Source organism: Paenibacillus tabacirhizosphaerae, assembly GCF_040812395.1.
Classification (GTDB): domain Bacteria; phylum Bacillota; class Bacilli; order Paenibacillales; family NBRC-103111; genus Paenibacillus_E.
The window spans coordinates 120,041-140,320 of record NZ_JBFNXH010000007.1 but is presented as its reverse complement, the minus strand read 5'-3'; the positions used below and the strand labels follow the sequence as shown (position 1 = coordinate 140,320).

Sequence of the window (20,280 nt, the reverse complement as noted above, 5' to 3'; positions counted from 1 at the left end):
TTCTTGATTGTTGTCTGGAATCGGGTGTGGGGTTCGATGAAGACTGCTTTCTTATACTCGGTTGAGAGGAATAAGTGCGGCGGTACCACCCGTAATTACTGTATAGATTTGCTCGGCCATCTGATCTGTCGAAAGGGGCGTCTTCTCCTTGCTCCACATGACGGCTGTTCCGAAAATCGTCCAACTGATCGTGGAGGCGAGTGTTTTTTTGGGTACGCTCCATTCCATATTCGTTGGCAGGGCATCAAACCATCTCATGAGCAGTTTGAATGTTTCTTCCTGCACAGCGCGTTCGAACAAGGGATGAATCACATGGGATTCATAGCATTGTCTATTCAAGTTTGTAAATTGATCGAGCACTGCCCGTATAAGAATATGTAAATTCGACGCGTGCCAAACGGAGCCATCCGGTAGATGCTCTGCGAGCAGTTGAAGGAATTGCTCTCGAATAGCTGTATCCAAGAGATCATATTTATCTTCAAAATGAGAATAAAAAGTGCTTCTGTTGACATCTGCACGCATCGCAATATCTTCAATGGTTATTGCGGTAAATCTTTTTTCCATCATTAATTCGAAAAATGATTTCTTTATCAGGCCTAGAGATCTCCTCGCCCGCCGATCCATGCTTTTCTTCTTATCTACAATCATCGGTTAACCCTCCATTCGCAGAGAATTCATCTATTTCTCCGACAATATCATTCCCGTGTTGCATATCCGACATCCATTCAATATCGTAGCGTGTGCAGGTTATGACCGCATGCTATCATCATAAACAAGGGCTCGCATTTAATCAACACGTGAGCAATAAACAATATTTGTTGGATAGTGGTTATTCAATCATCCACATTGGGAGGAGTTTAGTAAAATGAGCAATGAAATTGAAAGTGCGCAAACGATAAAAGCGGTTAGAATTCATGCTTTTGGAAGTACGGAGGTCCTGACTAATGAAGAAATTCCACGTCCCATTGCGGGGAAAGGGGAGGTGCTTGTTCAGATTCGCGCTGTTGGCGTCAATCCGGGCGACTGGAGAGTACGCTCCGGCCATGCGGATATCCCAGCTGAGCTTCGGCCGCCAGTTTCAGTCCCGCTGCCTTTTATACTAGGCAATGATATCTCTGGAACGGTTGCAGCTGTTGGCCCTGATGTGACACATTTTCAGGTAGGGGATGCTGTGTATGGCATGATCGGTTTTCCGGACAAAGGCGGTGCGTATGCGGAATACGCGGCTGTTCCCTCGAAAGAGTTGGCTTTGAAACCATCTACGATTGATTTTGTTCATGCAGCTGGGGTACCGATGGCGGCGTTAACTGCATGGCAAGGGCTCTTTGAGAAAATCACATTGAAAAAGGGCCAGACCGTTCTTGTTAACGGCGCAGCCGGAGGGGTTGGCCATATTGCCGTACAACTGGCCAAAATTCATGGCGCAAACGTGATTGGCGTAGCGTCCGGCGCAAAGGAAAAGTTCGTACGCGAGCTAGGAGCAGATGAATTTATAGACTATACGACATCCTCAATCGAAACGTCAGCGAAAGATGTCGATGTGGTCATCGATACAGTTGGAGGAGACCATCGATTGCTTGAAGTGCTTAAGCCAGGCGGGGTGCTCATACCTGTATTCCCGGGGAGCTATACGGATGCGTCCGCGGCTGAAAAATCCATTTCGATTAAATGGTACCAAGTCTATGCAAATGCAGCACATCTGGCATCGATCGGCAATTTAATCGATAGCGGAAAACTTCATGTTGTTATTGAAGCTGTGCTGCCATTGGCTAGTGCAGCTAAGGCGCATGAGCTCAGCGAGAGCCGCAGGGTAAGCGGTAAAATCGTATTGGAAGTAGCTGAGTAAACGAAATCAAACGGCTTAATTAAGTTAACCGTTCACTTGTCCAAGTTCTAGCGCGGAGGTCACTTCGCGGCGATGGAGGCTCCCGTCTTGTTAAAGGGAGACCTCCATTTTTTTCGATACATTCAAGGGGCAAGCTTGGCTTATTTTGCTTGGATCAACACACCAGATTGGCGTATGATGGCCATTGTTCTAAAAAACAAAAAGACTGCAATTACTGGATGAAGCGCCGATAAAAACCCGATCTTCGATGAAAAAATGGCAGTGACAAACATGAGAACGATCATACCGATCAAAGCGATAATTTGAATACGAAGGGAGGCCGGCGATTTTGCGATGAAAGATGCTGCCAGCATCAGGACCGGGAGTATTGAAAAGTATCTGGCAAAGCTGGCATGACTTGACCATGGGATTGCATCCCCGAATAACGCAAGGCCAGCTAGCAGCACTTGTATTAAAATGCTGATTGCAAAAATCCAAGCCAGCAACTTAAAGATGAAATGTGCGTTTCGGACGGTTTGTTGATTCATTTCGGATACCTCCTTCTATCTTTCTGAGTACTTCTAGGATTATTTCAGGCTCCAAACGCCGCATAAAATTGGGATCGACATGAGCGAATTGAATGACGGACTTGCTGTCAATTACAAATGTAGCGGGAACCGGCAAGATCCATCGGTCAGTCCCATTATATGCCGCCAGATCCCCTCCGAAGCCCTGTAACACGCTCTTTAATGAATCGGACACTTCGTAAAGCACTTTGTATTGGTTGGCAACATGACCCTCTGTATCACTTGCCACGAGGAAGGAGAGTTGCTCTTTCTCTTGCTGGCTTAATGTATGATCAGGAGTTTGAGGTGAAACAGCGATAATTGAGGCTCCGAGTTCCTGAATCTGGGGCAGCACTTTTTGATAAGCTCTGAGTTGCAGATTACAATACGGGCACCAACCCCCACGATAAAACGTCAAGATAACCGGGCCTCTTGCCGTCTCATTAAATAAGTTAATCTCGCGGCCAAGTGCATCTTTCAATGTGAAATCGATAGCTTCCTCCCCAACTTGTAAGCCGCTCGCGATACCGCTCAACTGCAAGTCTTCTATTGATTGCTGCAAAATACGATAGGCCTCCAAAGGAATAACTGCTTTAAGTTCCTGTTCTACTGCTTGAAGTTGTTTGTTTAAATGTTCCATCATTATTTTTTATCCTCCTCATTTTTAATGAAAAATCCTCTACATATGAACAGCGTTAAGCTTTTTCTCTTGCTGCGCATTACGATTGAATAAGGTAACTCCCGTCATCAAGTATCCTAGACCGAGGACGATGGCTCCCGTTGTTTCCATCCAAAGCGGGGCAAATAGCTGCAATCCAAACAAGGGAGCACCGGCGATGATCAGCACGCCTGATAGCAGGCCGAACCGTTTACTTGCTATCAACAATATTCCTGTTCCAATTTGACCTGCGATAAATAGAAGCCAAGTGACCGGAAGTAAAAAAATAGACAACCCGTAAATCGAAAAGTACTGGTGGAAGAAGTTGTGGTTGTGCCCGGATGTTTGTAATTCTGGCATGTACGTGGCGGCAAAAGGATTGAAATATCCATCCAAAAATAACGCCCCGACTTCAAATATGGAGCCTAGAAGGGTAAGGAAGAACAAAACCGTGACAAGGCGATTGCTTTGAGCTTCGGCGTATAAAAACAAATATATCCCGATGATCCCCAAGCATATTAAAGTTAGAGCGAGCATCCCCAAATTGTGAATAAGAGCGTAAGGATGCTCAAGGACAGAATGGGCATCCCGATGAGGATGCAGGGTCTGATACAGACCGAGTAGTAGGCCTCCAATGATGGAACAAATGGAAGAAAAGGCGATGATTGACCGTAACATGATTGAAATGCCTCCTTATTTGTAATAATACAACAATTATATAAATACAAATATAATAAGTCAACAACAATTTCGTAAATACAATACTGAATAAGAAAAGGGGCTGTCCCAAAAGTGTTCGTATGGAAGTGGAACGTCCAAATATTAAGCAAAAGGACCTCGAAACCCACTGCTAGGTGGGGATGAGGTCCTTTTGCTCGTACCACACGATTAGTGCGGGATCTCTCCGCTCTCGATCGTCACACACATACACCTGATGACATATGTTTTCTGATAAAAAAAACAAGTCCTTCCAAGGAGAGAAGGGCTTGTTTGTTAGTGTTTAAAATGTATCTGTTTCATAATTTTTAAAAGCAAGAGAATACTTGTTTCAACTTGCTCAAGTTGATGATCGGGTACATGTTCTAATATTTGAGAGCATATGTGATCCATTTTTTCGTGGACTTTGTTTAAAACGGAATTACCTGTTTCTGAAAGTCGAATCAATACCTCTCTACGGTTATCGGGATTCAGCTCACGATCCACTATCTTGCTTTTAACGAGCGGATCTAGTGTCCTGGTTAGTGTAGAGGACTCTACGCCTAACCGGCTGGCCAACTCACCATTCCTAAACACATTACTACCTATCTCCATAATAATATGTACTTGTCTAGGGGTTAGGCCATCAATGATTGACTTGTCAGAACCCAATATAGTCGACTTGATCAAAATTTCGTTGATAAATTCACCAAGTATGGCCGGTTTCATTGTTCTTCACCCAATTTCGAAATTTTCATCATTATATAACAAAAATCTGCGAAGATACAATAGTTGCTCCATTCAACATGTTTCCGACTGCGCATAGCCCCTTTGAGGCATACTCATTTCCTTTTTTACGCCATGACAGTAAGTAATCCATAGAGTTAATTAAGCATTTTGTGATTACTTCTGAGCCGGAGCGGTTACATCCCAGTCTTTTTTATAGAAGATGCGCTCACCAATCTTGAACACGAGGGATATGTGATTAGTCCCCGCCTTCAAGGGAGAATGGAGCGTGACATCATACACGCCGAAGTTGTAGCCCAAATTGTAAAGATGATTTACTTTCGCCAGCTGTATGTTCGTCGGCCCCTTTTCATCGGTGTATCGGCTTTTAACTAAAATTTGCAGATCAGGGGAAAGCGCACCGTCATCCAGAGAAAGGTTTTCATAGAGAAGGCCTGAGAGATGAAGCTCAGTTCCATCCGCTGCTGCAGGCAAGTTAAAACCGGATATCTCATATTCGCGGGAACTTAACGTTACATTTTTATCACCATAAACGACCTTGTCATTGTAGGCTGTCGTGGCACCTAAGAGCATTCTCATATCCGATAAGCTGAAAAGTGGCGGAAGCTTGGCTTCAGATGCCGCAATCGGCGAAGCCGCGAGGTTGACTTCATTCGCAAGCGCACCATTCCAGAACGTCTTCGATGTCTTCTCGCCAGCCTTGATTTGAAATGCATACCCGTCGTTGTTTTTCAGTGACCACCAACCATCCGTATCCGGACCTTTCAAATCATAATGATACTGCTTGCCAAAAAATTGGCACTGAAATACGGCTCTCCGTTCAGAACTTTGCCGACGGATTCGGAGCCGAAGGTGAATATACCCGCATCATTTTGATAAAAAGCGCCTTGATACAGCATCGTAGATCGAATTTGCGCATCATCTTCGCGGCCTTTCAATACTACGCTGTCTTGATAAGGGTCAAGTTGAATCCAACCCTGACCGACGAAAGAATCGATTTTGTACCAGCGCGTGCCGTCAAGCGCGGTCCATGCTGCTAACGGATGGAGGGTTTGAGGCCCAATTTGGCCATTATTCAGCGAAATCCTAGTATTTGGGTATCGCATGATACTTGTTGCATAGCCGTGAAGTTGAATTGACGCCGTATCATTCACCGCACCGTCAGGCTCGGCATAGGTCGGGTTAAACCAGCCCTCCGCTTGCTCGTTTTTGACATGATACCATTCTTCATGAATCGCATAGCCGTCATCATTAAGGGTCGTTTCGATCACGTTCAAATTGCCCGGAGGCAGCTCTGTAACAATCTCAGAATTCGAATCCGGGTACGCGAATAACGGGCTAGGCTGCGTACGCTTGATGGTCTTCTTGTCTGATAGGATTGGCATGCCTGGGCCAAAAGACCATTTCGGACCATTTTCCGTGTCAAATTGATAAGAGCTCCCAAGTAAGGTGCGGTATTTTGCTATTTGATGGACGAACATTTTTGAGAGAAGCCCTTCGTTTTGATAGGTAATATAGTCCATATGCGGGGAACTGTTGTAATAAACGCTCGGATAATAAACCATACGATCCAACGGCTGTAAAGCGCCGATCTCATCCAGGTGCAAGTGAACCCATTGATCCCCGAGCCAGGTTGTGTGGATTTTGATCCAGCGCTTTGGATTGTAATCCATCTCCGCTTGTCGGAACCAGCTCTTCTCTGCGTCCACAACAATCACTTCCTGTGGGGAGAGAGCTGCCGTTGGTCCGCCGGCTTCTGACGCCCGCGCATAAAAAGGGGTTTCCGACATTAATCGGATGCTCGTCGGGGGAGGTACTTCGATTTGCCATGGGGCGGTTTTGATCCAACGATCACCGAAATCGGTATGTATTTTCCACCAGTTCCCCGAGGTTGCCCAATACACTTCCGCTTCGATCACTTCGACCGTTTGCGGGGAGAAGGAACCTTCCGGTGCATTTGTCAGCGTATTTGGAATGACGTAGTAGGGCAGCTTTTCTACAAATGTAAGTTTCTTGGGAATAAAAAAGCCGTCTGCCGGCTCTGTTGGCGTATCTGCGTATTCATAAGCGTTACCGGCGGAGGCCAGAAGCGCGATTTGGATTGCGGCGCCTGATAAAGCGAGTAATACAACTTTTTTCCACATGAGGCGGTCTCCTTTGCGCTGTAAATTCAATCGTCTAGTATATTCTACTAAGAAATGGTTTGGAAGTTGTGGAGGAGGATTCAATTCAGCAGGAGTTTTGAGAATGGCGGTCGAAAAAAAGGAAAATATAACAAAGTGATTCCACAGAATTTACATGCGTATTGGAGGAAGCAGATTGGAAGTATTTATTGTCGTTCTTGTTTTGCTCGTTCTTATTGGCGTGTCGAATGTCATCTACCGGTTCGTTCCGTTCGTACCGATACCACTCATTCAGATTGCGCTCGGCGCTTGCATTACCGTCATTCCGCTGGGGATTCATTTGCCGCTGGAGCCGGAATTATTTTTTATCTTGTTCATCGCGCCACTGCTGTACAATGACGGAAAGCATACGCCGCGGGAAGAGCTCTGGCGGCTTCGTGCGCCGATCCTGCTGCTTTCCGTAGGTCTTGTGTTCGCGACAGTGTTCGTGGTTGGCTACACCATCCACTGGATGATTCCTGCAATTCCACTGCCGGCTGCTTTCGGGCTGGCTGCCATCCTGTCGCCAACCGATGCGGTCGCGGTGAGTGCGTTGGCAGGGCGGATTCATCTGCCGAAAAGCCTGATGCGCCTCCTGGAAGGCGAAGCCTTGATGAATGACGCGTCAGGCCTCGTTGCATTCAAGTTCGCCATTGCGGCAGCGGTCACCGGCGTCTTTTCTCTGCAGAAAGCGACGTTCAGCTTTCTGCTAATCGCCATCGGCGGCCTCGTTGTTGGGGCGCTGCTCGCTTTTATCATCATCGGTATTCGCCATTTGCTGCGGCGCGCAGGGCTGGAGGACGAAACGATGCACATGCTGCTGCAACTGCTGACACCGTTTCTCCTTTATCTCATTGCCGAGGAAGTCGGCGTATCGGGTATTCTCGCCGCGGTGGCGGGCGGCATCGTACATGCTGTAGAGAGCGAACGGCTGGAGCAGGACATGCCGAAGCTGAAGTCCGTGTCGACCAACACGTGGTCGGTCATTTTGTTTATCCTGAATGGCCTTGTGTTCGTCATTCTGGGGACACAAATTCCAGATGTGACATCGGTCATTTTTAAAGATCCGGGTTTTAACAACGTTGTCGTTCTTGGTTACGCCGTTTTTATCTTCGTGCTTTTACTTGTGCTGCGCTTTGTATGGACGCTGCTGTTTACACGCGGCTGGCGAATATTCGGCGCTTCCAGCAAGGAGTCGCTAAGCTTCAAAGTGCTTGTGATGACGACCATCTCCGGTGTGCGCGGCGCTGTCACTTTGGCAGGCGCGTTCTCGATTCCACTGTTTCTGCAAAGCGGGGAGCTGTTCCCACAGCGGGATTTGATCATTTTTCTGGCAGCCTGTGTCATTCTGCTTTCCTTGCTGACCGCGAGCGTACTCCTGCCGATGATTGCCAAAAAACGCGAACCGGCGGACGAAACGGAAAAAGCGAAGGTGGAGAGCGAGTGGCAGGTCCACGTACTGAAAGCGGCTGTGCGCCATTTACAGCAGGAGAGCAATGAAGGGAATGAAGTGGCGGTAGAGTCCGTCATTGCGGAGTATAATAGACTGATTCAACAGATCAGCATGAAAGATACGCAATTTAAGCGTGTATCCCATCTTAATCAGGATGAAATTGCGATGAGGATTCAGGCGCTTGGCATCGAACGGAATTATATTCAGGAACGGCTCGCAAAGGGGACGATTACAGAGGACCATGCTGAGTTTTACCACAAAATGCTGGATCGAGTTGAGCTCATTTTGGCCAATCGGCTTCACCTGTGGGTGCTCGTGTTCAAGCGGCTATGGGGGAGATTAAATGATTTGGTTTCGGGGGCGTCTGTCTCTTGGCAGCCAGCTTTCACCGACCAAGATGTGGAGGCGCTGAGGGGGCTGCGCATTCAGTGTGGTCAAGAGGTCATTAACCGAATGGGCCCGCTCTGTACGCCGGAGAAGGTGAATGATCCGACCGAATGCGTCGTCGCGTATTACAACCAGGTAGTAAACCGGTTGAATTCCATGCAGTTTCGTACCAAACGCAAGGAGCATGCTTTTGACGAAACCCGGAAGGAGCTGCATTGGATCGCGGTTCAGGCTGAAAGGCATGAGGTCCAGAATTTGTACGAACAAGGTAAAATTGACAGGAGCCAAGCGGCTGAGCTTCGCCGCGTGATTCGGGATCGCGAGGCATCCATGTATGAACAGGATGAGCTCGGCTAAGGAGGGCGCCGCCATGGCTGTGGCGGCGTTTTTCTACAGAGAAAGCATACCGCCGTCAGGTATGTATGTGTGTGACGAGTTCGCAAAGCGGGGAGATTCCGCACGCATCGTGTGGTAGGAGCATTTGACAGGATGGACGTAGAAGATCCGGAGGTGCGACAGCGGTTTGGAGCATTGAAATGTCGCCTCAATCTGCGGTAGATCGCCTATTTTGCACGGGTGAGCGGAACGTAGAAGCGTTAAGTGGCGGTATTTCCGATTGTAGGGACATTTCGCGGAACTACCGTGCGTTATGAGCAGGAAATGCTGGGTTGTAGGCACGATTTTGCTCATTTAACGCACCCTAGTTCCTCCTCAGGGGGAGGAAAGGGACGTTGCCGTGGAATAAGGCATTGTAGTTCCGTTGATATCGCTGAGCATGGGGAATTGGCGGTCCGGCAACTGCTTCTCTATTTTCTTGCGAAGCTTGCGGAGGCGAAATGTCCCCGGAATCTTACAGAGTTGTTCATGGATAGGAATACCGAATCGAGGGTCGATTAGGGGAAGCAAAAAGAAGGCAGCACAAAGTAGAACAGAAAGGAAGGGGCATGGGGTGGAAAAGCGATAGTGTCCGCCTTTAAAGTCGTGTTCGCACCTCCTTGTCCAATCAAGGAACACGACTTTAACAGCGGTTGGAACCCCATACACAATTCCTATCACGTGCCTGGACGTATGGGTATAGACAAGGAAGCTTACTGATATAGAAGTGCCATTAAGAATTAGCCGAAAACTTTCAAGACATGCTTGCCAGATGCTCCTCAAGACGATCCATGGTCTGTTCGGCACCTGGGACGGCATATGTTTTCACCTTATCGAATACAGCGGCATTTTCTTCGAAAACTGAGCTATAAGTGAGTTTGGTCTTGCCATTCAAATCCTCAAAGATTGCTGTCGCCAGAAAATGGGGAAACACAGCATGTTTGATGACGATTCGCTCGGGTTTAGCGACCTCGACAACGACGTTGGTGTTGGGATAATCAACGCCATCAGGACCGTGCATGATAAACTGCCATGTACCACCCGGTTTCATATCGAACTTCTGAAAAGTCGTCGAAAAACCTTGAGGTCCCCACCACTTCGACAGGTGCTCCTCTTTCGTCCAAGCCTCAAACACAAGATCGCGTGAAGCATCGAATACGCGGGTGATTACAATCTCGCGATCACCTACGTGTGTTGCGATTTTGTTTGTTGCGTTGTTTGGGTTCATGCCCATCCCTCCAAAATGAATTTGACTTTGACTTGTTGAAGCCTATGCCAGGATGTTTGGAAGCTTGCGGCTGGCTTAGCCCCAATCGATTTGCAATCTCTTCGCAACTTTCAATGACCGTCCAGAACGTCGCCGAGCTTGTCCAAAAATAGTTTCGTTCCGTGCTCCCGCTGTTCGGGCGTATCATGGCCATCCAGAAAAACACCCTGCTCTGTGTAAATCAACCGTGTGCCGTTGCCCTCTGCTTTGAACTCCACCGTCGTCACGGAGACGGATAACCGTGTTTCTTCCATGTCCAGTGTGTACGAGTAGACAATGCGTCTGTCCGGAACGATCTCCTGATAGCAGGCGTCGAAAGTGAAGACCGGGCCTCCCGGCGGACCTCCACGGTTGTACTCTCGTCCTCCTACGCGAAAATCAAACTCGTTGGCTTTCGGGAACCAGAGGGCTTTGGCGGCCTGGCCCGCCCAAGCGGCGAATACCCGGGCAGTCGAATGCTTATAGTTCTTTTCGATGACAAAAGTAGCATGTTTGGCAGATGGTTCATTCATGGTCGAATCCTCCTTGGCCGGGTTCTCCCGGATGTTCGTCTAAATATGCGCCGAGTTGGTCGAGGTGGAGATTCCAGCTCGACTTCTTCTCGTCAAAATACTTCTCGTGATTGATCCTCATTGTCCGCATGATGTTAGTGAAATTTTCAACTGTCAACGGTTCGTTTCTGTGCATCCGGCTTGACACATTCTCCAGCTCGTCCAAAAGCTTCTGTTGCATACGAATGTTTTCTTTCAGCCGGGTTATTTGAAGGGATACCGTGTCTAATAAGCTGAGCTGATCACCAGCCATAACGGCTTTAATTTGCTCCAGAGACAGCCCTAACTCTTTCAAAGACAGAATTTGCTGCAGACGCGAAATGTCCGTTTCCGTATAGAGCCTGTATCCGGAATTAGAATGACCAGATGGCGAAAACAAACTGATTTGATCGTAAAATCGTAAAGTGCGAATCGTTAGTCCCGCTAATTTCGCAAGTTCTCCGACTTTCCACTCTCGTTGCATAACATCCCCTTTCTCGGGCGCTAGCTGTTTACCGGTATTTTCACTATACACCGTTACGTAACGTAAGGGTCAAGTTTTTAATTAAATGTTTAAGTTCTTTATTTTGTACGAGCATTTGACAGGATGGACGTAGACGATCCGGAGGTGCCACGGCTGTTTTGCCACAGCGGTTTGGATCACCCGATACCGCCTCAATCTGCGAGAGATCGTCTTTTTGCACGGGTGAGCGGAACGTAGGTACGTTATGAGGCGGTATTCTCGGCTGTAGAGACATTTCGCGGAACTACCGTGCGTTATGAGCTGGAAAAGCTGGGTTTTAGGCACGTTTTCGCACATTTAACGCACCCTAGTTCCGCTTCAGGGAGAGAAAAGGAACGTTACCGTGGAATAAGGCATCGTAGTTCCGTGGATATTGCTGAACATGGGGAATTGGCGATCCGGCGGTGCCTCCTCCGTTTTTTTGCGAAGCTTTCGGAGGGGAAATGTACCCGGAATCTATATGGGTTTTCATGGGTAGGAATACCAAATCGAGGATCGGTTAGGGAAAAGAGAAGTGGAAGGCAGCACAGAGTAGCACAGAAAGGGGAAGGATATGGGGTGGAAAAGCGATAGTGGTTGGAACCCCATATCCATTCCCCTCCATGCTCAAACGTATGGGTTTAGAGCGATCGGCAGCTTTTTCTCAGGGACGGGATTTGAATCGAAATAACATATTATGAATAAATATGATAAGATTACAAACAAGCAATTCTCAAGTAAGCATATGGAAATTTAACTCTGCGATAGATGTAAGGGACTCGATGATGGACGAAATCTCACTTGATTTTTTAACCATTTTATTGCCATCCTATATGTTTTTTTATATGGCTATTTCTGTGTATGCTCGGAATAAGAAAAGACTTCTAAATCGTGTAGCTTCCTCTCTTATGCTAACGTTGCTTTTTTATTTTCTGGGAGAGTATGTCAAGACGGCCTTGTTTCCGCAGTACGAAATGCAGATCGTCCTTTATTGGAACGCTCCGATGCTGCTATTAACGATCAGTATATTAGTTCATCTTAGTGTGCTGGTAGCCGGCATTACTAGTGTGAGAATGAAACGAGTCGTATTTCTGGTATATGCTACACCACTGATTTCGCTGGCGACTATGCTGTTAATCTACGGGCCTCAGGCTCTGTATCATCCTCGTGTGGATGGACCCAGCCCATTGAATCCTGTCATGCTCGTCTTAGCGATTTTGTTCGTTGGCAGCTATTTATTGCTGTCTGTTTTCATTTTATTCATAGCTTGGTGTACGACCACTCATTTGAAACGCAAGAAAATGCTCGTACGACTTTTATCGAGCTTACTTATTTTATTTGTTTGGATTCTCATGGTGACATCGATGTTATACCTTCGCATTACAACAAGCTCAGCTTCAATGGCTTTTTACTTTTCCGGAACGCTTCTGTGGGTTGTAACACTTCGCCGATTAATTAGTAAATACGATTTCTTGCCCAGTTACCGCGATCTGTTTCACACCTTGTTCAAATCTGCGCCGACAGCCATTTTTCTTTTGGATATGCAGGGAAATATCAAAGAGATGAACCCGCGTGCGGCAAGCCTTATCGGAAAAACGGAAGGAATAGACCGGATAAACGTTATCGAATATTTATTTTTTGAAGATAATACGCGTTTAATGGATCGTTGGAACGAGTATAGGACGAAGCGTGACAACGAGATGAATGGGGAGATGAGCTGGAGAGTTCAGAACCAGGTTCAGTTGGATATGATTGTCAGTATGGAAGTCATTGAGGGGGCAGAGGAAGAGGGGCTGCTCGTACTGCATCTGACCGATATAACGTCTCTCAAAGCTACGGAACGCCGTCTAGTCGAATCCGAGAGTAACTATCGATATTTAGCTTATCATGATCCTCTCACGGGTCTATTCAATCGAGCAGCTTTCCAAGAGCATGTGAATAGCAAAATAGCAGAAGGAGTTCAGTTCGCCCTCATTCTAATAGACTTAGATAATTTCAAATCCGTTAATGATACGCACGGACACCTGATTGGTGATGAATATTTGAAGCATATAGCTGCCTTAATGAAACTGAACACGCAATCAGAGGACATCTTAGGAAGAATTGGAGGGGATGAATTTGTTATGTTAATTCCATTGCGAGAGGATGAAAAGCAAGTTTATCAGGACGCTCATCATCGCCTATCTTCTCTCACAGCTAACCCTTATCCGTATGGTGATGATGTGATTCCTGTTTCTTTTAGCGCAGGTGTAAGTATACATCCCCGACACGCTTCCGAGATCACAACTTTGTTACAAAAGGCGGATGAAGCGATGTATGCGGTAAAACGGAACGGGAAAAATGCGATTTCCATTTATTCTCAAGTGGAGATGAAGTAAGGCTGTTTTTGTTAAACCGTTCCTAGATCGATTCCTACGGCTATCAATGTTTTATATAATACGTCAGCCATGATGTTATAGCCAAGCACATTGGGATGCAGCCCATCATCCGCCAATTCGGGTCGTGATGTTCTACCGTCATGCTCCGTCATACAGGAATGATAGTCTACGTAAATAGCTTTCTCATCGACGGCCAGTTGCCTTGTATGGTAGTTTATCCGGACGAGCAGTTCATTTCGAAGTTCCGTGTTAGCATCTCGGCAATAAAGAAGAGGTTGAGATTCAAAACATGGAATTCCTTTGCCAGTTGGCAAATTTGAGCCGACAACCGGGATAATGCCGTGTTTTTTGGATTCATGGATCATAGCGCCGATATGTGAAACGGTTTCGAGTAAGATTTGATCAGGAGATTTTCTTTCTCTCGGGTCGACTGCATCCAGCCTCCAGGTGTTGTTAGTGCCGCCCATGATGTGAACATACTTCGGTTTCAATTGAAGAACGTCAGCTGGGAATCGTTTCAACATAAAAAAAGTAATGTCCCCCGATATTCCGCGATTAACTAACGAATTTCCACCGAAATAGGTTTGTAAATCCCAAAATTGCGTAATGGATTCGCCGATGAAAACGAAATTTAACGGAGAGCGATGATAAAGGATCTGCTCATTATGTCGATCGTATACGGGACGCATTTGATCCGCAGTGGCTTGAACGGAAAAATACCCAGGCCGAATAATCGCACTCTCTCTCAAGTGTTCACCTTCTCCCAATTCAACAACCAAGGGTTGTGCTCGTTATAGGGATATGTTTACATGCTTGGCTGTATGCATATGCCAGTAAGATTATCTACTCTCATTACTTAGTTTGAGCCATATTTTGATGATAATTTGAGTACTTACGGGATTAATAAAAATAATGGAATTACTAGGTGCTTTTGTTCCATAATTGATTGAAATGAACTTATATCGAATAAATGCATAAAAATACAAAGCTAGATTTATCTGACTTATTGTGAGATAAATCTAGCTTTTTTTTCAAAGTTTGCTGATCTTATACTATGCTTTTTCAGGGGGCGCTAAGATCACAGGGGCCAATAAATGAGGGTGACATTCTAATTGGCCTTCTCCTGATTAACCACAACTGCACCCTGCACGGTCGCATTTAACCACCGATCTCCTGGTTTCCGTATGTACTTTGCAAAGACGTAGGACCAAGGCATAGCAATTGGAATAACGATCCCAAAGGTGCAGGCAAAAACATTCGCCGTGGTTGAATCGTCCATATGGCCGGATAACCACAGTGGGAGCGCGACGATCAGCAACCAAATCGACTTCCAAATCATTTCCCATAGAAGCATAGGCAACATCTGCAACGGATAGCGGATTCCCAGGATCAAAAGTAGCCCAAAAGTCACCTGCATGCAAGCAACCACTCCTTCCATAAACTCCCATGTCTTATCCTGATAGATGGCTTGATGGATGACCTCCGGAAATTGGTAAATACCAAGGCCAACGGCGAGGAAAAGGTAGACGGCTCTGAGTAAATATAGGCGAAACAACGAAACTTCGTTCATTCGGCATCCCCTTTTGGTTTGTTGTTTCAATTGATTTCTGTTTGCACTGGCCACTTATCAGTTATTCGACTTCCTTTAATACCTTCTCGATCACTGTCAAGCGATTATTGACGTCCACAAGTGTGGCGTCGAGGGAAGAGAGCGCATTCGCTGCCTGGGTTTGGGCGGCAACGGTTTTTTCCGCGATCTGTCGGTAGGCCTCATCACTGGCGAAGCGAAACTTTGCCTGTTGGATGACTGAGAAATATCTCATACCGAAGATGAGCAAAAACGTCGCGAGCGGGAGGCAGAGAGTTAAAAAATACACTTTTTCGGACATAAGGACCTCTACTTTTCAGGATTGGTTGTCAGAGACTTCGCAGCCTCAGCGATGGTCGTCGCAGAGAGTTCGAAGCCAAAGTTGGTAACTTCAAAATAGTTAAGTGCTTTGCCATCATGAGACAGCTCCAGTTGGCTAGAGACTAGGCCGGCGTCTTCAAGCTTCTGAAGGTGTAGATGCAGCAAGGGGCGACTGATGCCAATCTCGCGTGCAAGTTGACTGACATAGTTGCGTCCACCGGATGCCAGCGCAGCGATGATTCGCAGCCTGTGCGGATTGGCGAGTGCTGACAGCATCGCCAGTAACTGATCTCCATTGCAATGAGAGTTTATATCTTTCATGTGTAAATAATAACTGACACGTGAAATGATGTCAAGCGAAAGTTGATATCTATCTCTTTCATGATGTTTGAAATCCAGAAAGTACGCCGATCGTACCGTAGAATAATCGCTTGCTGGTGGAGCCTTCTGACTTTACTAATCGGAAAAGATAGACGTTTATCACTATTTTGAACAGCTTTCCTTGCGGGCTCCGTTTTCCAATTAATTCTGGAATATCACATTTAGTCGATTAAATCTTTAAACGATCAGAACGCTAGAGCTCAATAAAAAGGCTGCCGCAGAAACGAATCGCGGCAGCCTGTTCTACTTATGAATTTGTATGGTCAGAAATCTTCTGTCAACACGAGATTCTCACCGTTGACAATACCTTTAAGCCCAAGCAGGGAAAGATTAACGTAGACGGTTCCGCCATAGGTAAAAGCACTGGTCCCTTTGGAATACTCAGTTCCGGTCGGAAATAAGGTGACCAGCTTACCGTCGAGCTTCAGTTCCACCATAGGCTCACTCCAACTGACAGTATAGAAGCCGCCTAAGGTCGCAAGAGAGACGTATTGTGAACCGTCAACCTGAATAAAATCAAAATGGCCTGTGCTTTTCTTTGTTTTCTCGTCATCGCGGCTGAGAAGTACTGACGTAATGGCTTGATGTCCGGCACTAGGGTCGCCGATAACTTGCGGCTCAGGCTGTGGGGTCGGGGTTGGGGCTGGCTTGGAGGTCAACTCCACTTTTTTCTTAAGGGAAACACCAAGATCAGCATCGAACGAAGCATCGTATCCGGTCGCCTCTCCAAAAGCGCGAATCGGTAAATAAGAAGTGCCGTCCACGACGATAGCTGGCGTGTCCAACGTTTTCCCTTCGATCCGAAATGGGAACACGCCTTGGATCGTTTTACCAACTATCGTAGTGATTTCCGCCGCATGAGCGGATAGCGCTGTAGCCATGAGAAATCCGGCGATACCGCCGATTACATATTTTTTCATTTGATGCTCCACACCTTTCTTGGTTAACCTTAATAGTATCAAATATTTCGATAATGACAAGCGGCGCGAATGATCCTTACCTTGGGCAGCTTTTTATTTGCCTGCAGGTGCAGAATTTCGGACAGGCAATCCTACTATAAATAGGTTGATATTTTTAAAAAAGAGGTTGAGATCCTTTGTCGTCAAGTACGCAGGATTTAGATATAATTCAATGTGTAGCGCTTTCATAAATGATTCATTATTGTAAATCACATGACGGCGCATCGATGGAAAAAATGAAAACAGGGGATGAAAAAATGAAAAAAACATTGTTTACCACGATGGCCGTAAGTTTAGCGCTTTCCACCGTGCTCGGCGCTTGTTCGAGCAAACCGGACGCAAGCCCTTCGCCAAGCGCAGAAGCAAGCGCCGCTGCCAAGGAAACCGCCAAGCCGGATGCAACTGCGAAAGCGGCGACGCCAACGAAGTTAACGTTCTGGACTTTCGTCGATCTGCACCAGAAGTACTGGGAAAGCATGGCGCAAAGCTGGAACCAAACACACCCCGATGAGCCTATTCAACTAGAAGCGACGACAATCCCATATGACGATATGCATTCCAAATTATTGATTGCTCTGCAAAGCAAAACAGGAGCTCCTGATCTAGCCGATATCGAGCAAAGCAAATTCCCGAATTTTGTGCGAGGCCAATCCAACCTCGTTCCTTTGGATGATATTGTAACACCGGTTCTTCCTAACATTGTCAAATCACGGGTCGACATTTACAGCAAGAATGGCAAGTCATACGGCGTTGATTATCACGTCGGCGCAACGGTGATTTATTACAATAAAGAGATCCTGGACAAAGCAGGCGTAAACCCAGATAACATTAAGCTTTGGAGCGATTTGGAAGCAGCGGGCAAACAAGTGCTTGAGAAAACGGGCAAGCCGATCATTACGTTCGAAGGCAACGGAAACTGGTCCTGGTGGCCGGCGATTTCCCAGCAGAAATCGGATCAGGTGGATGCCCAAGGCAACGTTACGATTGATAATGATATCAACATCAAAACGATGCAATTTTTTCAAAAACTCGTCAATGAAAAAGTGGCTGCGGTCGCTCCTGGCGCTGGTCATGATACGGAGGAATACTTCGGTTATATGAATAAAGGCGGCGCAGCATCTGTCTTCATGCCATTCTGGTTCATGGGCCGTTTCACCGACAAAATGCCGGATCTGAAAGGCAAAATGATCGTTCGTCCGATGCCAGCGTGGGAAGCAGGCGGCAATAGATCAGCTGGGATGGGCGGCACAGCCACCTCGATCACCGATCAATCCAAGCACATTGAGCTTGCGAAAAAGTTCCTTACGTATTCGAAGCTGACGAAAGAAAGCGGTATCCAGATCTGGAAACAGCTCGGGTTTGATCCGATTGTGACAGATGCCTGGACAGATCCTGCGATGAAAGCATCGAACAAATTTACGGATTACTTCGGCAACGATATTTTCGATACCTTGTTGAAAGTGAAAAATGAGATCGCCCCAGTTAATATCACGGACAATGAACCGCTGATTTTCGACGCAATTCGCAATAAAGCGATGCCGTTGATCTTCCTGGATAAAAAGGATCCGGCTCAAGTGTTGAAATCAGTTGGGGATGAACTGAGAAAAAATAGGTAGAACTCAGGTCGCTGGCCTAGCCTTCAAATGGTTATGCCAGCGCACTATTCATATCGGCGGAGGGATGGAATATGCTGAGGGTGCAAACCTTGGTAAGGGTCGCGGCAACGAGAAAAAAGCGAACTTTTCTGCTCGCCCCTTATTTATTTATATTGCCTTTTGTATTGTCATTTTTAATTTTCTTTGCCTATCCGATTGTGAGTTCGTTCCTCATGAGCTTTCAGCATATCGTGCCGGGGGAAGAGAAATTTATCGGCTTTGATAATTACAGCAAGCTGTGGAACCCTGATTTCTTTAAAGCAATCATCAACAACGTCAGATATACAGGCTGGACGCTGCTCATACTGATTCCGGTTCCCATGGTGCTCGCCGTGCTTCTTAACGCAAAGCTGATGCCGGCGCGTAATGTTTTCAGATCGGCTTTGTTCATCCCGGCACTGACCTCAGTCGTTGTGGCCGGCGTCATTTTTCGTCTTATTTTTGGAGAGTTAGACTGTTCGTTAATGAATTCCCTGATGCATCTGTTCGGCTTGCCCAGTCAAAAGTGGCTGTTGCATCCACATTTGTCCATGTTTGCGATGCTCGTCTTGGCGTCATGGAGATGGATCGGCATCAATATTCTCTATTATTTATCCGCACTGCAAGGCATACCGAAGGATTTGTATGAATCGGCGGAGATCGATGGCGCTGGGACGTTAAGCAAGTTTTTCCGCATTACAGTTCCCATGTTGAAGCCCATCACCATTTATGTGCTTACGATAAGCATTTATGGCGGATTTGCGATGTTCACGGAAAGCTACATGTTATGGGCGGGGAAACCTTCTCCTCAAAATATAGGACTTACGATTGTAGGCTATATTTATCAGCAAGGTTTTCAGTACTTTAATCTAGGTTTCGGCGCCGCAATCGGGATTGTTTTGTTAGTCATAACGCTATTCATCAATGTAGTTCAATTAATTCTGTTTGGTTTGTTTCGCAAGGAGGAATAGTTGAAATGGAAACTAGTCGGAACAAGAAATGGTTACAAGCGCTGCTCATCTTGATGTTTACGATCTTTTCCATTTTGGCTCTTTTCCCGCTGTATGCTCTGTTTCTGGGATCATTGAAGCCAGCTACCGAATTTTTCCGATATGGGCTGAATGTCAGATGGGATTTCGAATGGATGAGCTTGAAAAATTATAAAGCCATTTTTGAAGCGACTGGCGCAGCCAAAAATTATTTTATCTGGTACAAGAACAGTGTTGTGATCACGGTCCTATTCACATTACTCAGTTTGCTTTTGTCGTCCTTGGTTGGATACGGTTTGGCGATGTACAGGTTCGTTGGGAGAAACTTCGTTTTTTCTCTCGTTTTGGTGACAATGATGGTTCCTGTTGAAATTATTCTTCTTCCCTTATACAAAGAAATGATTGTGCTGGGGCTGATCAATACGATCTGGGGAATTATTTTGCCGTTTGCGGTAGCGCCGCTGCCGATCTTTTTCTTCCGGCAATTTGCCCTGGGCTTGCCCAAAGATTTCATGGATGCAGGCCGGATGGACGGCTGCACGGACGGCGGGGTGTTTTTCCGCATCATGGTGCCGCTGATGATACCTGCTTATGGCTCTATGGCCATTCTTCAAGCGCTGGCCAGTTGGAACAACTTCCTATGGCCGATCATTGTCATGCGGACTACGGACAAATTCACGTTGCCTATCGGGCTTGCCACATTCTTGTCTCCGCTCAGCGATAATTATGACGTGCTGATCGCCGGAGCCGTATTGTCTATCCTGCCCATTTTAATTTTGTTTGTGTTTTTTCAACGCTTTTTCATAGAAGGCCTTACGGTTGGCGGAGTCAAGGGATAATTCATTCTGGCATTCTTATGATG

21 protein-coding genes are annotated in these 20,280 nt (G+C 46.4%); 6 read left to right on the top strand and 15 right to left on the bottom strand.

The annotated features are described in order from the left end of the window. Positions 1-51: 51 nt before the first annotated feature. A complete protein-coding gene (locus tag ABRS97_RS14860) occupies positions 52-648 on the bottom strand; it encodes a TetR/AcrR family transcriptional regulator (protein WP_367815039.1) in 597 nt (198 codons plus the stop codon). A 217-nt stretch (positions 649-865) separates the two neighbouring features. Between ABRS97_RS14860 and ABRS97_RS14855 the strand changes: the two genes are divergently transcribed. After that, a complete protein-coding gene (locus ABRS97_RS14855; RefSeq protein WP_367815041.1) occupies positions 866-1,846 on the top strand; it encodes an NADP-dependent oxidoreductase in 981 nt (326 codons plus the stop codon). Between the two features lie 140 nt (positions 1,847-1,986). Here ABRS97_RS14855 and ABRS97_RS14850 read toward each other — a convergent pair whose 3' ends face one another. From ABRS97_RS14850 to ABRS97_RS14825, 6 genes are all read right to left on the bottom strand, one after another. Then, a complete protein-coding gene (locus tag ABRS97_RS14850; protein WP_367815043.1) occupies positions 1,987-2,373 on the bottom strand; it encodes a DUF6220 domain-containing protein in 387 nt (128 codons plus the stop codon). Beyond that, positions 2,333-3,034, bottom strand: a complete 702-nt coding sequence (locus tag ABRS97_RS14845; protein ID WP_367815045.1) for a peroxiredoxin-like family protein — start codon at positions 3,032-3,034, stop codon at positions 2,333-2,335. The genes ABRS97_RS14850 and ABRS97_RS14845 overlap by 41 nt, the downstream gene beginning before the upstream one ends. 36 nt (positions 3,035-3,070) lie before the next feature. Next, entirely contained in the window at positions 3,071-3,727 is a 657-nt protein-coding gene (locus ABRS97_RS14840; protein ID WP_367815047.1) for a hypothetical protein, read from the bottom strand. 315 nt (positions 3,728-4,042) lie between these two features. Next, complete coding sequence (locus ABRS97_RS14835; protein ID WP_367815049.1) at positions 4,043-4,474, bottom strand: MarR family winged helix-turn-helix transcriptional regulator; 432 nt, start codon at positions 4,472-4,474, stop codon at positions 4,043-4,045. A 174-nt stretch (positions 4,475-4,648) separates the two neighbouring features. Further along, positions 4,649-5,260 (bottom strand): hypothetical protein, encoded by a 612-nt coding sequence (locus tag ABRS97_RS14830; RefSeq protein WP_367815050.1) that lies wholly within the window; start codon positions 5,258-5,260, stop codon positions 4,649-4,651. Beyond that, entirely contained in the window at positions 5,257-6,636 is a 1,380-nt protein-coding gene (locus tag ABRS97_RS14825; protein ID WP_367815051.1) for a hypothetical protein, read from the bottom strand. The genes ABRS97_RS14830 and ABRS97_RS14825 overlap by 4 nt, the downstream gene beginning before the upstream one ends. A gap of 175 nt (positions 6,637-6,811) precedes the next feature. Here ABRS97_RS14825 and ABRS97_RS14820 point away from each other — a divergent pair, with 175 nt between their 5' ends. After that, positions 6,812-8,851 carry a Na+/H+ antiporter gene (locus ABRS97_RS14820; RefSeq protein ID WP_367815053.1) on the top strand — a complete coding sequence of 680 codons (2,040 nt, stop codon included), beginning with the start codon at positions 6,812-6,814 and terminating at the stop codon, positions 8,849-8,851. Positions 8,852-9,623: 772 nt separating this feature from the next. Here ABRS97_RS14820 and ABRS97_RS14815 read toward each other — a convergent pair. The 3 genes from ABRS97_RS14815 to ABRS97_RS14805 form a co-directional block, all read right to left on the bottom strand. Next, positions 9,624-10,097, bottom strand: a complete 474-nt coding sequence (locus ABRS97_RS14815) for an SRPBCC family protein (protein WP_367815055.1) — start codon at positions 10,095-10,097, stop codon at positions 9,624-9,626. A 110-nt stretch (positions 10,098-10,207) separates the two neighbouring features. After that, positions 10,208-10,648, bottom strand: a complete 441-nt coding sequence (locus tag ABRS97_RS14810) for an SRPBCC family protein (protein ID WP_367815057.1) — start codon at positions 10,646-10,648, stop codon at positions 10,208-10,210. Next, positions 10,641-11,150, bottom strand: coding sequence for a MerR family transcriptional regulator (locus ABRS97_RS14805; RefSeq protein ID WP_367815058.1), 510 nt, complete (start codon positions 11,148-11,150; stop codon positions 10,641-10,643). The genes ABRS97_RS14810 and ABRS97_RS14805 overlap by 8 nt, the downstream gene beginning before the upstream one ends. A 926-nt stretch (positions 11,151-12,076) precedes the next feature. Here ABRS97_RS14805 and ABRS97_RS14800 point away from each other — a divergent pair. Then, positions 12,077-13,546 (top strand): sensor domain-containing diguanylate cyclase, encoded by a 1,470-nt coding sequence (locus tag ABRS97_RS14800; RefSeq protein WP_367815060.1) that lies wholly within the window; start codon positions 12,077-12,079, stop codon positions 13,544-13,546. 11 nt (positions 13,547-13,557) lie between these two features. Here ABRS97_RS14800 and ABRS97_RS14795 read toward each other — a convergent pair whose 3' ends face one another. The 5 genes from ABRS97_RS14795 to ABRS97_RS14775 all read right to left on the bottom strand — a co-directional run bounded on the left by ABRS97_RS14795 (position 13,558) and on the right by ABRS97_RS14775 (position 16,756). Beyond that, positions 13,558-14,295 carry a GDSL-type esterase/lipase family protein gene (locus ABRS97_RS14795; protein ID WP_367815062.1) on the bottom strand — a complete coding sequence of 246 codons (738 nt, stop codon included), beginning with the start codon at positions 14,293-14,295 and terminating at the stop codon, positions 13,558-13,560. Between the two features lie 359 nt (positions 14,296-14,654). Continuing rightward, on the bottom strand, positions 14,655-15,116 hold the full coding sequence (locus tag ABRS97_RS14790) for a hypothetical protein (RefSeq protein WP_367815063.1): 462 nt from the start codon (positions 15,114-15,116) through the stop codon (positions 14,655-14,657). Positions 15,117-15,177: 61 nt separating this feature from the next. Next, positions 15,178-15,435: a hypothetical protein gene (locus tag ABRS97_RS14785; RefSeq protein WP_367815064.1), complete on the bottom strand. Its 258-nt coding sequence runs from the start codon at positions 15,433-15,435 to the stop codon at positions 15,178-15,180. 8 nt (positions 15,436-15,443) lie between these two features. Next, the gene (locus ABRS97_RS14780) at positions 15,444-15,731 is read right to left on the bottom strand and encodes an ArsR/SmtB family transcription factor (RefSeq protein ID WP_367815065.1); all 288 of its coding nucleotides are present in this window, start codon (positions 15,729-15,731) and stop codon (positions 15,444-15,446) included. Between the two features lie 368 nt (positions 15,732-16,099). Next, positions 16,100-16,756 carry a stalk domain-containing protein gene (locus ABRS97_RS14775; protein ID WP_367815066.1) on the bottom strand — a complete coding sequence of 219 codons (657 nt, stop codon included), beginning with the start codon at positions 16,754-16,756 and terminating at the stop codon, positions 16,100-16,102. Positions 16,757-17,052: 296 nt separating this feature from the next. On the opposite strand from ABRS97_RS14775, the gene ABRS97_RS14770 reads away from it, so the two are divergent. The 3 genes from ABRS97_RS14770 (at position 17,053) to ABRS97_RS14760 (ending at position 20,257) form a co-directional block, all read left to right on the top strand. Then, entirely contained in the window at positions 17,053-18,411 is a 1,359-nt protein-coding gene (locus ABRS97_RS14770; RefSeq protein WP_367815068.1) for an ABC transporter substrate-binding protein, read from the top strand. A 71-nt stretch (positions 18,412-18,482) separates the two neighbouring features. Further along, complete coding sequence (locus ABRS97_RS14765; protein ID WP_367815070.1) at positions 18,483-19,400, top strand: carbohydrate ABC transporter permease; 918 nt, start codon at positions 18,483-18,485, stop codon at positions 19,398-19,400. A 5-nt stretch (positions 19,401-19,405) separates the two neighbouring features. Beyond that, complete coding sequence (locus ABRS97_RS14760) at positions 19,406-20,257, top strand: carbohydrate ABC transporter permease (protein WP_367815072.1); 852 nt, start codon at positions 19,406-19,408, stop codon at positions 20,255-20,257. The last annotated feature ends 23 nt before the right edge of the window (positions 20,258-20,280 follow it).

Bases quoted from the DNA above. Each gene is read 5' to 3' on its own strand.
- ABRS97_RS14790 (WP_367815063.1), bottom strand. From the start codon at position 15,116: ATGAACGAAGTTTCGTTGTTTCGCCTATATTTACTCAGAGCCGTCTAC.
- ABRS97_RS14765 (WP_367815070.1), top strand. From the start codon at position 18,483: ATGCTGAGGGTGCAAACCTTGGTAAGGGTCGCGGCAACGAGAAAAAAG.
- ABRS97_RS14825 (WP_367815051.1), bottom strand. From the start codon at position 6,636: ATGTGGAAAAAAGTTGTATTACTCGCTTTATCAGGCGCCGCAATCCAA.
- ABRS97_RS14860 (WP_367815039.1), bottom strand. From the start codon at position 648: ATGATTGTAGATAAGAAGAAAAGCATGGATCGGCGGGCGAGGAGATCT.
- ABRS97_RS14785 (WP_367815064.1), bottom strand. From the start codon at position 15,435: ATGTCCGAAAAAGTGTATTTTTTAACTCTCTGCCTCCCGCTCGCGACG.
- ABRS97_RS14840 (WP_367815047.1), bottom strand. From the start codon at position 3,727: ATGTTACGGTCAATCATCGCCTTTTCTTCCATTTGTTCCATCATTGGA.
- ABRS97_RS14800 (WP_367815060.1), top strand. From the start codon at position 12,077: ATGCTAACGTTGCTTTTTTATTTTCTGGGAGAGTATGTCAAGACGGCC.
- ABRS97_RS14780 (WP_367815065.1), bottom strand. From the start codon at position 15,731: ATGCTGTCAGCACTCGCCAATCCGCACAGGCTGCGAATCATCGCTGCG.
- ABRS97_RS14760 (WP_367815072.1), top strand. From the start codon at position 19,406: ATGGAAACTAGTCGGAACAAGAAATGGTTACAAGCGCTGCTCATCTTG.
- ABRS97_RS14810 (WP_367815057.1), bottom strand. From the start codon at position 10,648: ATGAATGAACCATCTGCCAAACATGCTACTTTTGTCATCGAAAAGAAC.
- ABRS97_RS14815 (WP_367815055.1), bottom strand. From the start codon at position 10,097: ATGAACCCAAACAACGCAACAAACAAAATCGCAACACACGTAGGTGAT.
- ABRS97_RS14770 (WP_367815068.1), top strand. From the start codon at position 17,053: ATGAAAAAAACATTGTTTACCACGATGGCCGTAAGTTTAGCGCTTTCC.
- ABRS97_RS14835 (WP_367815049.1), bottom strand. From the start codon at position 4,474: ATGAAACCGGCCATACTTGGTGAATTTATCAACGAAATTTTGATCAAG.
- ABRS97_RS14775 (WP_367815066.1), bottom strand. From the start codon at position 16,756: ATGAAAAAATATGTAATCGGCGGTATCGCCGGATTTCTCATGGCTACA.
- ABRS97_RS14850 (WP_367815043.1), bottom strand. From the start codon at position 2,373: ATGAATCAACAAACCGTCCGAAACGCACATTTCATCTTTAAGTTGCTG.
- ABRS97_RS14855 (WP_367815041.1), top strand. From the start codon at position 866: ATGAGCAATGAAATTGAAAGTGCGCAAACGATAAAAGCGGTTAGAATT.
- ABRS97_RS14845 (WP_367815045.1), bottom strand. From the start codon at position 3,034: ATGATGGAACATTTAAACAAACAACTTCAAGCAGTAGAACAGGAACTT.
- ABRS97_RS14805 (WP_367815058.1), bottom strand. From the start codon at position 11,150: ATGCAACGAGAGTGGAAAGTCGGAGAACTTGCGAAATTAGCGGGACTA.